Raw genomic sequence first — 12,284 nt, forward strand, 5'->3', positions numbered from 1 at the left:
AAGCCCGGCCATGACGGAGAAGGTAATCACGTCCCCGGCTTCTCCACCGCCCATTCGTTCCGGAACACATGCCCATCCGTATCCTTCGCCTCGGCGCGGAAATATTTTGCGCCGTTGGAGACGTAGGTGAAGCGGAGGTTGGGATCCTCCGAGATCGAGATGCCGCCGTCCATCGAAAGGATCAGGCTGTCGTCCTGGGTCAGACGCAACTGGTTGACGAAGAAGGCCGGGATATAGAGCTGCGTGACCTGGTCCATCTGCAGCCCAGAATTGTTGGGATGGCCGACCATGATCTGGGCTTCGCGGATCCGGCTTGCGGGCGCCTCGTCCGCGCGCGAGAATTGCCGGTAGCGCATCTTGCCGAGCCTGCTTTGGGCCTCTTCCGCGTTCTTGCCGGCCGGAGCCGAGCAGCCGCCGGAGGCCTTCACATAGGTCTTGCTGACATAGAGCTGGCCGTCGCTGAGCTCGGCCACCGCATGCACGTCGGTGTAATTGTTGACGCGCACGCGGGTGGAAATCTCAGTCACATTGGCATCCGGCCCGAGCTCGAACTTCGCCGCCATCGGCGCGGGGTTGCGATCGATCACTAGCGTGATCGAACGCACGCGCCGCGAGTCACCTGGTGATAGCTTCATGCGCAGCGTGACCGGCACGATGGCCGCGTCCTCGGCACGATAAGGCATCTCGATGCCGATGACGTCGCTGCCGTCGTGCATCGGCCGGTTGGCAAAAATGTCCTGGACGAGTCCGGGCCAGGGATCGTAGGCCTCCTCGGCGCGCGCGGGCATGACAAGCGCAAGGCCGAGCAGGGTGGCCAGCAATGGAAGGCGCAGCGAAATTCCATTCATGATCGCGGTCTCGCGCGGACGAAGCAGCCGGCAGCGTAGCGCGGCCGCTACTCCCATTCAATTTCCGAAAATGCTGCGGTTGCGTTCCGGGCGTTGTAATCGTCGAAGAGTTGCCAGCGCGACCGCTCGGATTCACCGGCCGTTTGAGCCGCGGCCTTGATCGGTTCGCCCTTCTGGTTGAGCGCGCGCACGTCGCCAAGCAATGTCTGGAGATAACGGCGTTCATCGGCAAGCGCCGCTGGAAAGTCGCTCACGGGACCGTGACCGGGAACCACGCGGCGTGCGGGCAGGGCCTCCAGTTCGCCGAGCACCTTCAGCCAGCCGCGGATGCTGCCGTCCATGACGGGGATATGCCTGAGGAAAACCAGGTCGCCGCCGAACAGCGTTCCCGTCGTTTCGTCCAGCACCGTCAAATCGTTGTCGCTATGTGCGGCCGGCCAAGCCCGCAGCGTCAGGCTGCGCGATCCCAGATCGAGCTTCATGCTGTCGCTGACCAGCAGCGTCGGCGGCACCATCTTGACTGCATCGATCAGCTCTTTCCCCATGATCCGGCGGAAATTATCGAGATAATACGGTCCGCGCGCGGCCAGCGCGGCCGGCAGCTTCGCGTGCCCGACGAACGTCGTGCCGGCAAATGCGGCGTTGCCAAAGACGTGATCAGGATGGCCATGGGTGTTGATGACGTAGCGGATCGGCTTGCCGGTCCGTGCCCTGATAGCGGCGAGCAGGGCCTCGCCTTCGCGAACACTGCCGCCCGTGTCGATGATTGCGACGGCGCTGTCGCCGATGATGAAGCCGACATTGGCGATGGCCCCTTCGTTCTCGCGGGTCATCAGTTGAGTTGTCCCGGAGTGCACGAAAATCCCCGGGGCTACTTCGCTCACAGGCAATTCGGCCGCCGAGACGCGTGCTAACGTCGTCAACCCCAGCAGGGCGATGCATGCGATTTTTGAAGCGAGATGGGGCACTTTTCCGCCTCAGTTCCCTTAATCCGCTGCATTGCAGTGCAGCACAATGCGAAGCCAACACCAAGCTTGGCAAACCACGGATGCGGGCTCACATCCCGTGGATAGCATTCAATGGAATTGAGGAGGAAGCGCGATGACGGAGGCCGGACGACATCGTCGCTGGTTGTTCTTGCTGTTGGTGACGGTGACGGCGTTCGTTGCCGGCGATGTCGCGCGCGCTCAGACCAGCGACACCGGCGACCTCTCTTTCGAGCTCGTCGATCCCAAGGTGCTGCGCGTCTGTGCCGATCCGCGCAACCTGCCGTTCTCGAACGAGAAGGGCGAAGGTTTTGAGAACAAGCTTGCGGAGTTTCTCGCCGAAAAGCTGCAGAAGAAGCTCGACTATGTGTTCTTCCCGCAGGCGACCGGCTTCGTGCGCATGACGCTCGGGGCGCATCGCTGCGATGTCATCATGGGCTTTCCGCAAGGCGACGACCTCGTGCAGGGCACCAATCCCTACTACCGCACGTCCTACGCGCTGGTCGCCAAGCCCGGCAGTGGTCTCGAGGACGTCGATACGTTGGAAGATCCACGGCTCAAGGGCAAGCATATCGGCATCGTCGCCGGCACGCCGCCGGCAACCAACATGGCGCTCGCGGGCCTGATGGGCGACGCGAAGCCTTATCCGCTGATGATCGACACCCGCTTCGACAATTCGGCTGACGCGATGATCAAGGACCTCGTTGCCGGCACGATCGATGCCGGCGTGCTGTGGGGCCCGATGGCGGGCTATTACGCGAAGAAGCAGGAGCAGCCGTTGCACGTCACGCCGCTGCTGAAGGAAACGAGTGGACCGAAGCTGATCTACCGCATCGGTATGGGCGTGCGTCCCGCGGACCAGAACTGGAAGCGGCAGCTCAACCGCCTGATCCAGGAGAACCAGGGCGCGATCAACAAGATCATGCTCGAATACGGCGTGCCGCTGCTCGACGAGAAGGACAAGCCGATCGGCGGAGAGGCCGCCGGGAAGGCGCCGTGAGGCGATTGATATGAGGCGACATCTCGCCGCTGCGTTCATGGCCGCCGCACTCGCGATGCCGGCGATGGCGCAGCAGCAGGAGCCGTTCGAGCCGGAAGGTTATCGCAGCGACAATTACCGTGCGCCGGTGCCGGCGACGCTTGCGGGCGCACGCGTGCTGACGACATCGGAAGCGGAAGGCATCTGGCGCGACAGGAGCGGCGCCTTCATCGACGTGATGCCGCGTCCGCCGAAGCCGAAGAACCTGCCCGCAGGCACGGTCTGGCGCGATGCGCCGCGCTTCGACATTCCCGGCAGCATCTGGCTGCCCGATACCGGCTACGGCACGCTGCCGCCGGCGATGGACGATTATTTCCGCCGCGGCCTGGAGCGCGCCTCGCACGGCAGCAAATCGGCGCTACTGGTGATCTATTGCCTCGCCGATTGCTGGATGTCGTGGAACGCCGCCAAGCGCGCGCTCGCCTACGGCTACTCCAACGTCGCCTGGTACCCCGACGGCACCGACGGCTGGGAGCGCGCCAGATTGATGACCGCAGAGGCGCAGCCCGAGCCGCGGCCGGATTAGGCCTACTTCGCCTTCTGCAGCTTGGTGATGGTCTTCGCGCCGCCGGCCTCGGTCGTTGTAAAGCTCACGCGGTCGCCGACGTGGACGGCCTCCAGCATCCCGGCGTCCTTCGCCTTGAACTCCTGCACCGGACCGCTAGCGCCGCCGCTGGCGCCGACCGTGCCGCTCTGCATCTGCTGGATCGAGATGGTGCTGTTAAGGCGGTTGATGCCGGTGATCATGCCGGTCATGTCGTCAGCGGCGTACGCGCTGGACGCGAGCATGCCGATGGCGGCTGCGCCTGCGAAGATGAATTGTCTGGTTCCCATCGAGGCCTCCCGATGACGTGGATTCCATTCGACAAGACATCCTAGATCGATTTGGTTCCGGCAGATAGCGGACGAAGGGTTAACGATTGCGGTGCCTGGCGGGAACCATTCCGGAGCCGTCAGCAGGGCTGACGCTATTCCATTTCCTGCTGGATCACCCGGCCGAGCGCGAACAGGCGCTGGTCGATCGTGGTCGGGACCTCGCAGACGAAGCGCACCACCTTGTTGCGGTCCTCGAAAATGCGGGTCTTCCAGATCAGCTCGTTGCTGAGCGCTTCGACCCTGGCCTCGTCGCGTGGCGTCGCGCTTTGCAGGGCCTGCAGCTCCAGCGTCTGATCGCGGATCTTTTCGGCGGCCTCGCGCTGCTTGCGGGTGGTGCGCTCGAGCCCGTTCATGACCTGTGAGCGCTGCGCGTTCAGCGTCTCGAACAGGCCGGCGAACAGCAGCTTTGCGTTGGTGGCCTTGTCAGCCGCGGAGCCGGCCAAAAACTCCTTCACGGACTTTTCCGCCTCGTCCATCGGCGTCTTGCGCGCCGCCAGCTTCGAGACGAGGCTGCTGACCTTGGCGTCGCTCTTCCAGGCGTCCTTGATGTCGTCGAGCGGCGGGCCGGCCCAGACGGCGGCGAGCGAGACTTCGGGAACTTTTGCTTGCGTGCAGGGCCAGTCGGGATAGCGCGGATCGGCCGCATGGCTGGCCCCGCTCGTCGCCGCGAGCGCCAATGCCGCCAGGATTGCGATCCGAAACGTCATCCTTCGCCTCCCGCGGGACCACGCCGCACCAGCCCGCGCGAGGGATCATAGGCATAGATCGCCCCGATCATGAAGACGATTGTGCAGGTCGCGACCACCGCCAGCGAGATCCAGTTGACCTGCCCGTAGAACGCAAAACGAATGAGCTCGACCGCAAGCGTGAACGGATTGGCCTCGCAGAGGTAATAGAGGTAGGGGCTGCCCTCCTGCACCCGCCAGAGCGGGTAGAGGGCGGAGGAAGCAAAGAACATCGGAAAGATCACGAAGTTCATGACACCGGCAAAATTCTCGAGCTGCTTGATGCCTGATGAAATCAGCATGCCGAGCGAACCCAGCATCAGGCCGGACAGGATCAACGCCGGCAGCACGGTGAGGTATCCGAACGACGGCGGCGAAATGTCCCAGAACCAGGCGATCACGAGGAACGCATAGACCTGGAGCAGCGACACCGCGGTGCCCGCGAGCAGCTTGCAGAACAACAGAAACCAACGCGGCAGCGGGCTGACCAGGAGCGTGCGCATGTTGCCCATCTCGCGGTCATAGACCATCGAGAGTGAGGACTGCATGCCGTTGAAAAGCTGGATCATCGCCATCAGGCCCGGCGCGATATAGACCTCGTAGAGGATATAGGTCTCGTAGGGCGGGATGATGGAAATGCCGAGCACCTGGCGGAAGCCGGCAGCGAAAATGAACAGCCACACCAGCGGCCGCACCAGCGCGGAGACAAAACGTTCGCGCTGATGCAGGAAACGCAGGCCCTCGCGCCAGACGATGCCGGCAAGGCAGGTCATGTATTCCGCCAGCGAGAAGCCGCGCGGCGCGCGATGGGTGTTGGAGTCTTGGGTGGTGATGCTGCTCACGCGCCGCCTCCCGGCATCGTCTGCGCGCCGGTCAGCCGCATGAAGGCGGTGTTGACGTCAGGCGCGCCGGCCTCGGCCAGCACGCGGGCGACCGGCCCCTTTGCTAGCACCTTGCCCTGATGCAGCACCACGAGATCGTCGTTCGCGGTGATCTCGTCGAACAGATGCGTTGCCCAGAGCACGCCGATACCTTGCTCGGTCACGAGTTGGCGGACATGGCTGATGATGTCGGCGCGCGCCTTGACGTCGAGCCCGACGGTCGGCTCGTCCAGCAGCAGCAGCCGCGGCCGGTGCAGCAGCGCGCGTGCGATCTCGAGCCGCCGCATCTGTCCGCCGGAGAGATCGCGCACCTTGCTGGCCGCGCGGTCGGAAAGCCCGATGCGGCCGAGCAGCTCGGCGGCGCGGGCAGCCGCCTCGCGGCGGCCGATGCCGTGCAGGGCGGCGTGATAGAGCAGGTTCTGCGTCAGCGACAGATCGAGATCGAGCGTGCGCTGCTGGAATACGACCCCGAGCAGTCTAAGCGCTTCGCCTGGCGTGCGGCTGATGTCATGACCGAAGATGCCGACGCGGCCGGTCTGGATGCCGAACAGGCGCGTAACGAGCGAGAACAGCGTACTCTTGCCGGCGCCATTGAGGCCGAGCAGCGCGGTGAAGCTCGCCGGCGCGACATTGAAGCTGACATCCATAAGCGCCCGCCGCGCGCCATAAGAGTGGCTGACGCCATCGATCGACAGCGCTGCCACCATGGCCGGATCTGACACCGGTGCGGTCGGGCGGGGCTCGGTAATGGGTGCAGATGTCGTCATGGCGCAATCGCAATGCCCCAGGGCAGTTCGCCGACCTGGATGGTCTTGATCACCTTTTGCGCGGCGACATCGATGACCGACACGTCGTTGGAGACGCCGTTGGTCGTGAGCAAGTATTTCTCATCCGGCGTGAACGCCATGTGCCAGACCCGCTGTCCGACCAGCAGATACTTTGTCACCTTGCGCGTCGCCGTGTCGACCACGGCAATGCGGTTGGCCGGGCCGAGCGCGACGAAGGCGGTCTTGTCGTCCTTGGTCATGCCGATGCCGACCGGCTGGATCGCCTCTTTCCGCAGGCCCGGAATCTCGAACGTGACCTTGCCGATCACCTCATGCTTCTTGGGGTCGATGATCGAGATGGTGCCGCCGATCTCGGACGAGATCCACAGCTCCGAAGCATCGTGCCTGAACTCGGCAAAGCGCGGCCGCGCGTCGACCAGCACGTTGGCGACGATCTGGCGCGTGGCGGTGTCGATGAAATGCGCCATGTTGGTCGTTTCCGACGTGTTGATCAGCGTCTTGCCGTCCGGGCTGATGGTCATGCCTTCCGGTTCGACGCCGACCTGGATATCGCCGAGTCGCGCACGCTTCTCCAGATCGATCACGGTCACCGTGTTGTCGTTCTCGTTCGCGACATAGAGAATCTTGCCGGCGGCGTCCTGCGCAAACAGCTCGGGGTCGGGTCCGGAGGGCAGGCTGTCGACGATGACTTGCGTCTTGGCGTCGATCACCTGAATGGTGTCGTCGTCGCCGACCGCGACCATCACGAATTTGCCGTCGCGCGTGAAATCGATGCCGCGCGGCCGCTGGCCGACCTTGATGGTCTTGACCACGGTCCAGCTATCCGTGTCGATGACCGACACCGTGTTGCTCTTCTCATTCGAGACATAGGCGATGAAGGCGTGCGCGGGTGCTGCCGCAAGCAGCGCTGTGGAGAGCAGGCCGACACGCCAGATTTGCGACATACGCGTCCTCACTTCAATTTGCATTTGCTCTCCGGGCGGTCATAGCCGAGCGTATCGAGCTCCGAGACCTGGTGCAAAAACCCTTCCTGCGGCGACACCGAAACCACCATGCGGCCATCGACCAGCAGGATCGGCTGGCGAAGCTGCAGGTTCCAGTCGCGCAGGGTCAGCCTTGTTCCCTTGAAGGCGGCGACCGAAAAATCCGGCCCCTTGATGAAATCGGTGACCTTCCTGGTGTCGCCCGAGTTGGTGCGCGAGGTGGCCTCTCCGATGATGCGCACGGCCGTCCAGGCCTGCATGTCCAGCGCCGTCATGCGGCGCTGGTTGAGCTTGATGAAGCGGTTTTGCATCTGCACCGCGCCCCATTGGTCCTGTGCAGCATCCCAGCTCCGCGGTACCAGGCCCGCCGAGCCCGCGACGGGGCGCGGATCCCAGGTGCGGTAGGGCAGGTAGTTGGCGAACACCTCGCTCTCGTCGGCTGCGACCAACACGTCATAGGCGGGCGCCTGCTGCGTGAAGACCGGCATCTGCCGCTGGATCAGCGTCACGCCGCTATCGGTCCGCCGTGCCCCGCCGGCATCTTCGAAGACTCGCTCCTGCACGATCTTGGCGCCGAACCGCGTCGCCGTGCGGCGCAATGCGTGGGCAAACAGCTTGTCCTCGTCATGCGAGCCGACTACGAGCAGCCAGCGCTTCCATTGTTTCCACACCAGGTATTGCCCGAGCGCATCCGCCAGCATCGCACGCGTGGGTGCCGTGTGGATGATGTTGGCGCGGCAGTCGGCCTCGCGCAGCCGCTCGTCGATCGCGCCCACGTTGAACAGCAGCGTGCCGCGCTCGCGCAGCGCATCGGCGGCTTTCAGCAGCGCATCCGCCGGCAGGTCGGCGACGATGAACGTGTTGCGCTCGGCGAGCTCTGTGGCGGCCTTGGCTACGTCGTCGCCGTCCCTCAGCCGGCGCTCTTCGAGCTTGAAGCGCTGGTTGAGGAATTTGCCGGTCGTGTTGTTGTCGTCGATCGCGAGACGGGCACCTGCGAGGCCGTCATTGTCGGCGGGCTGGTCGACCAGGGAGAGCGTCTGCTTGACGCCGGCGCGGCCGAGATAGCCGATGCCGATCTCGGTTGGGTCGGCGCCAAGTGCCTGCGTCGCCGCAAGACTCAAAGCCAGCACGCCTCCCAACCATCGCAACATGTTTCCTCCTCGAATCCTCCCCGCCTTGTAACGGTGGAGGCATTTCCTGCCTTGAAACATGACCGATTTGGCTTAGCTTGCAACCCCGCATTTCGTCGTCGCGACGCAAGAGGCAGGAATCACAATCATGCGAGCGCTGCTGCTTATTGCCTCATTGCTGCTGATGAACTCGGCCGCTCTTGCCGATCCGCCCAAGCTTGTGGTGTTCGATTTCGAGCTGATCGACACCAGCCTGCCGGGCGAGTTCTACGGCTCCAAGCCGGAATTGGTGCGGCTCGACCGCATCAGCGAGCAGCTGCGCGAGGAACTGACAAAATCCGGCAAATACCAGATGCTGGACATCGCGCCCATCAGGGATGCCGCCCGTCACGCCAATCTGCAGGCCTGCGGGGGCTGTGACCTCAAGCTAGCCGGGCAGTTGGGCGCCGATCTCGAAATCACCGGCGTGGTGCAGAAGGTCTCGAACCTGATCATCAACCTCAACATCTATCTGCGCGACGTGAAGACCGGAGCCATGATCACCGCTGCCAGCGCCGACATGCGCGGCAACACGGATGAATCCTGGACCCGTACCATGAGCTACCTCATCCGCAACCGCATTCTCGCGCCGAATTACGGGCGGCCGGAGTAGGGGCACTTCGTCCCGCGTGCACGGTGCACCCTCTCCCCTTGTGGGAGAGGGTGGCTTCGCGAAAGCGAAGCCGGGTGAGGGGTTTTCTCCGCGGATGCAGACCCCTCATCCGGCGCTTCGCGCCACCTTCTCCCACAAGGGGAGAAGGAAGAAAGGTCACGCCGTCAGTCTCGCCGCGTGCCAGTGCAGATGGTCCGCCATGAACGTCGAGATGAAGTAATAGCTGTGATCGTAGCCCGGTTGCCGGCGCAGCGTCAGCGGGATGTTGGCCTTGCTGCAGGCGGCCTGCAGCAGCTCGGGGCGGAGCTGCTCGGTCAGAAAATTGTCGGCATCGCCGTAGTCGACCAGGAAGCCGGAATATTTCGCGCCGTCCTCGATCAGCGCCACCGTGTCATGCGCGCGCCAGGTGTCGTTGTTGGGGCCGAGATAGCCGCCGAGCGCCTTGGTGCCCCAGGGGACCTGCGACGGCGCCACGATCGGCGCAAAGGCGCTCGCGGCGCGGTAGCGGTGCGGATTGCGCAGCGCGACCGTCAGTGCGCCGTGGCCGCCCATCGAATGTCCCATCACCGATTGCCGCTTGGCATCGACCGGAAAGTTGGCGGCGACGAGTTTTGGCAACTCGTCGGTGACGTAGCTCCACATGCGATAGTTTTTCGCAAACGGCGTCTCGGTGGCATCGACGTAGAAGCCGGCCCCTAAGCCGAAGTCGTAGGCGTTGTTGGCATCGCCAGGCACGTCGGCCCCGCGCGGGCTGGTGTCGGGCGCAACGAAAATCAGCCCGAGCTCGGCGCAGGCGCGGCGGAATTCGCCCTTTTCGGTGACGTTGGCGTGGGTGCAGGTCAGCCCCGAGAGATACCAGACCACCGGCAGCTTTGCGCCGTCGGCATGCGCTGGCACGAAGACCGAGAACGTCATGTCGGTCTTGGTCTCGGCGCTGGCGTGGCGATAGACGCCCTGCACGCCGCCATAGGATTTGTTGGTCGAGACAGTCTGGATCGTCATGTCAGGAAACTCCGTGGCGCCAAACCACCACCTGATGATTGCAACGCTTGTATGACCGAATGTGTGGCGATGTCAGGCCACGCCGCTGTCGATCGCCAGCCGCACCAGCTCGACGGAGGTCTTGACCCCGAGCTTCTGGCGCATGATGGAGGAGGTGTTGGCCACCGTCTTGTAGGAGGACTGCACCAGCCACGCAATTTCGGAAAGACTCTTGCCGGCGCTGAGCAGTCGCAGAATTTCCATCTCTCGCGCGTTTAGCTTCGACAGCGGGTTTTGCGCCAGCGCCGGTCCCGCAAAGGCGATGCTGCGCGCCATTGCGCTCGGCAAATACGTCCCGCCATTGCCGACGGCGCGGATCGCTTCGACGAGATCGTTGGGGTCGCCGGTCTTGGAGACGTAACCCTTGGCGCCGCACTCGATCGCGCGCGCCGCGAAGGCGGGATCGTCGTTCATGCTGAACATGATGATGCGGGCCTCGGGCACGCGCTCGAGGAGCCGGCGCGCGAGCTCGAAGCCGGAGACGGTCGGCAGGTTGATGTCGATGATGCAGAGGTCGGGACGCTCGACGATGAAGACGCACTCGCCGTCTTCGGCATCGGCGGCCTCCAGAATCTCGATCTCGCCTTCGTCGGCCAGCACGGCACGGCAGCCGGAGGCGACGATGGGATGATCGTCCACGATCAGAATGCGCATCGGCGTTTCCTCGTGCAGCCCCATGGGCCCGTTTTTGCGTCGCATCGGGCCGGGTTTGCTGTACGCTTTCGATTAGATATCGGGCGTTTCGGGTCTGTCAACGTTCCCTGCGTCGTTTACGATCGCATGGGGTCGTTCACGATCCCATGGGATCGTGAACGATCCCGGACAGCTCCTACGAACGTCGCAGGTAACGGGCGAAAGCAATGTGGCAAAATCTATCTTTGCGCGGGCGCATCAACCTGCTGCTGGCGCTGCTCTTGGCGCTGGGGCTCGCGGTGAACATCGCGCGGCAGGTCGCGGAAGCCGGGCCCCGCGTCCAGGCCGAGGATCAGAGCGTCATCCGCCTGGCGCGCGAATTCATCGAGATGATCGTGGCCGACCTGAAGGAGGCGCCGGATCCCGACGCCAGGCTGAACCAGATCGCCCGCGACCTGTCGCGGCTGCGCCACGTCTCGATCACGCTGCAGGATGGCGCCGGCAAGGCGTTCGCCCCGCCGCGCACGGGCGAAAGCGATGATGCGCGCGCGCCACCGGCCTGGTTCGTCAGCCTGGTCCATCCCGAGCAGACCGCGGTCAGCGTTCCCGTGTCGATCCATGGCAGGCCGGCCTCGCTGCTGATCACCTCGCACCCGAACGACGAGATTGCCGAGATCTGGGACGGTATTCTGACCCAGCTCGAGGTCGGTTCGGTGATCGCGCTGGCGCTGTTCCTGGTGATGATGACGGTGGTGGGACGGGCACTTGCGCCGCTGCAATCGCTGTCGCAGGCCATGACCGAGCTGGAGGCCGGCCGCTACGATGCGCGCGCCGAGCCGGGCGGGGCGCCCGAGCTCGCCGCCATCTGCACCAAGCTCAATCATCTGGCCGCGACCCTGGGGGAGGCGGTGGAGGACAAGCGCCGGCTCGCCGAGCGCGCGGTCTCGCTGCAGGACATCGAGCGCAAGGAGATCGCGCGCGAGCTGCACGACGAATTCGGGCCATATTTGTTCTCGCTGCGGGCGCATGCCACCGCGCTCGCAAAGCTCTCCGAGGCGCGCGAACCGAGCGGTGAATCGCTGCGCAAGCACGGTGCGGCTATGCTCGAGCAACTCAATGCGCTGCAGCAGTTCAATCGCCGCGTGCTGGAGCGCCTGCGACCCGTCGGCCTCGCCGAATTCGGCCTGCGCCAGGCGCTGGAATCGCTGTCCCGGCTGTGGGGGGAATCGCATCCCGACGTTGCGATCGAAACCTCGATCTCGCCCGCGCTCGGGACCACCGGCGAGACCGCCGACCTCACCATCTACCGCATCGTGCAGGAGGCGCTGACCAACGTGTTCCGCCATGCCGGTGCGACCTCGGTCAACGTCGTCATCGAACCGGCCGGCCAAGCCGGTCATGACGGCCGCGTCTGTGCCCGGGTGCGGGTCAGCGACAACGGCCGCGGCATGGAGCCCGGCCAAAAGCTCGGCTTCGGCCTCGTCGGCATGCGCGAGCGGATCCTGGCGCTCGGCGGCACGCTCAACGTCGCCTCCAGCGGAGGCGGCGTGACCGTGGAGGCGCTGGTTCCGACCGCGGGCTGAGCTGCCGCACCCACCGTCATTGCGAGCGAAGCGAAGCAAAGCAATCCAGACTGCCGCCGCGGTAAGACTCTGGATTGCTTCGTCGCAAGAGCTCCTCGCAATGACGTTGTTTCAAAATC

General features: G+C 64.4%; 14 protein-coding genes. 4 read left to right on the forward strand and 10 right to left on the reverse strand.

The window, feature by feature from the left end:
• Positions 1 to 26: 26 nt before the first annotated feature.
• Together C2U70_RS02160 and C2U70_RS02165 are read right to left on the reverse strand one after the other, a co-directional pair.
• On the reverse strand, positions 27 to 848 hold the full coding sequence (locus C2U70_RS02160; RefSeq protein WP_140976255.1) for a quinoprotein dehydrogenase-associated SoxYZ-like carrier: 822 nt from the start codon (positions 846 to 848) through the stop codon (positions 27 to 29).
• Positions 849 to 895: 47 nt separating this feature from the next.
• On the reverse strand, positions 896 to 1,681 hold the full coding sequence (locus tag C2U70_RS02165; protein WP_433960658.1) for a quinoprotein relay system zinc metallohydrolase 2: 786 nt from the start codon (positions 1,679 to 1,681) through the stop codon (positions 896 to 898).
• A gap of 268 nt (positions 1,682 to 1,949) precedes the next feature.
• Between C2U70_RS02165 and C2U70_RS02170 the strand changes: the two genes are divergently transcribed.
• On the forward strand, positions 1,950 to 2,834 hold the full coding sequence (locus C2U70_RS02170; protein ID WP_140976219.1) for a substrate-binding domain-containing protein: 885 nt from the start codon (positions 1,950 to 1,952) through the stop codon (positions 2,832 to 2,834).
• Between the two features lie 10 nt (positions 2,835 to 2,844).
• A complete protein-coding gene (locus C2U70_RS02175) occupies positions 2,845 to 3,399 on the forward strand; it encodes a PQQ-dependent catabolism-associated CXXCW motif protein (RefSeq protein ID WP_140976220.1) in 555 nt (184 codons plus the stop codon).
• A 2-nt stretch (positions 3,400 to 3,401) separates the two neighbouring features.
• On the opposite strand, the gene C2U70_RS02180 is transcribed toward C2U70_RS02175, so the two are convergent.
• The 6 genes from C2U70_RS02180 to C2U70_RS02205 all read right to left on the reverse strand — a co-directional run bounded on the left by C2U70_RS02180 (position 3,402) and on the right by C2U70_RS02205 (position 8,277).
• Positions 3,402 to 3,707 carry a copper-binding protein gene (locus C2U70_RS02180; RefSeq protein ID WP_140976221.1) on the reverse strand — a complete coding sequence of 102 codons (306 nt, stop codon included), beginning with the start codon at positions 3,705 to 3,707 and terminating at the stop codon, positions 3,402 to 3,404.
• 134 nt (positions 3,708 to 3,841) lie between these two features.
• Positions 3,842 to 4,456: a hypothetical protein gene (locus C2U70_RS02185; RefSeq protein WP_140976222.1), complete on the reverse strand. Its 615-nt coding sequence runs from the start codon at positions 4,454 to 4,456 to the stop codon at positions 3,842 to 3,844.
• Complete coding sequence (locus tag C2U70_RS02190; RefSeq protein ID WP_140976223.1) at positions 4,453 to 5,316, reverse strand: ABC transporter permease; 864 nt, start codon at positions 5,314 to 5,316, stop codon at positions 4,453 to 4,455. Before C2U70_RS02190 ends, C2U70_RS02185 begins: the two co-directional genes overlap by 4 nt.
• Positions 5,313 to 6,122 carry an ABC transporter ATP-binding protein gene (locus C2U70_RS02195; protein WP_140976224.1) on the reverse strand — a complete coding sequence of 270 codons (810 nt, stop codon included), beginning with the start codon at positions 6,120 to 6,122 and terminating at the stop codon, positions 5,313 to 5,315. The genes C2U70_RS02190 and C2U70_RS02195 overlap by 4 nt, the downstream gene beginning before the upstream one ends.
• On the reverse strand, positions 6,119 to 7,087 hold the full coding sequence (locus tag C2U70_RS02200) for a YVTN family beta-propeller repeat protein (RefSeq protein WP_186294016.1): 969 nt from the start codon (positions 7,085 to 7,087) through the stop codon (positions 6,119 to 6,121). Before C2U70_RS02200 ends, C2U70_RS02195 begins: the two co-directional genes overlap by 4 nt.
• An 8-nt stretch (positions 7,088 to 7,095) precedes the next feature.
• Positions 7,096 to 8,277 (reverse strand): ABC transporter substrate-binding protein, encoded by a 1,182-nt coding sequence (locus C2U70_RS02205; protein WP_140976226.1) that lies wholly within the window; start codon positions 8,275 to 8,277, stop codon positions 7,096 to 7,098.
• A gap of 127 nt (positions 8,278 to 8,404) precedes the next feature.
• Here C2U70_RS02205 and C2U70_RS02210 point away from each other — a divergent pair, with 127 nt between their 5' ends.
• Positions 8,405 to 8,908 (forward strand): DUF3280 domain-containing protein, encoded by a 504-nt coding sequence (locus C2U70_RS02210; RefSeq protein WP_140976227.1) that lies wholly within the window; start codon positions 8,405 to 8,407, stop codon positions 8,906 to 8,908.
• 156 nt (positions 8,909 to 9,064) lie between these two features.
• Here the strand turns inward: C2U70_RS02210 and fghA are convergent, their stop codons facing one another.
• Positions 9,065 to 9,910 carry an S-formylglutathione hydrolase gene (gene fghA / locus C2U70_RS02215; RefSeq protein ID WP_140976228.1) on the reverse strand — a complete coding sequence of 282 codons (846 nt, stop codon included), beginning with the start codon at positions 9,908 to 9,910 and terminating at the stop codon, positions 9,065 to 9,067.
• 72 nt (positions 9,911 to 9,982) lie between these two features.
• Positions 9,983 to 10,603, reverse strand: coding sequence for a response regulator transcription factor (locus C2U70_RS02220; RefSeq protein ID WP_140976229.1), 621 nt, complete (start codon positions 10,601 to 10,603; stop codon positions 9,983 to 9,985).
• Between the two features lie 206 nt (positions 10,604 to 10,809).
• On the opposite strand from C2U70_RS02220, the gene C2U70_RS02225 reads away from it, so the two are divergent.
• Positions 10,810 to 12,165 (forward strand): histidine kinase, encoded by a 1,356-nt coding sequence (locus C2U70_RS02225; protein ID WP_140976230.1) that lies wholly within the window; start codon positions 10,810 to 10,812, stop codon positions 12,163 to 12,165.
• Positions 12,166 to 12,284: the final 119 nt, after the last annotated feature.

This window comes from Bradyrhizobium guangdongense (assembly GCF_006483445.1).
In the GTDB taxonomy this organism is placed as follows: Bacteria; Pseudomonadota; Alphaproteobacteria; order Rhizobiales; family Xanthobacteraceae; genus Bradyrhizobium; species Bradyrhizobium guangdongense_A.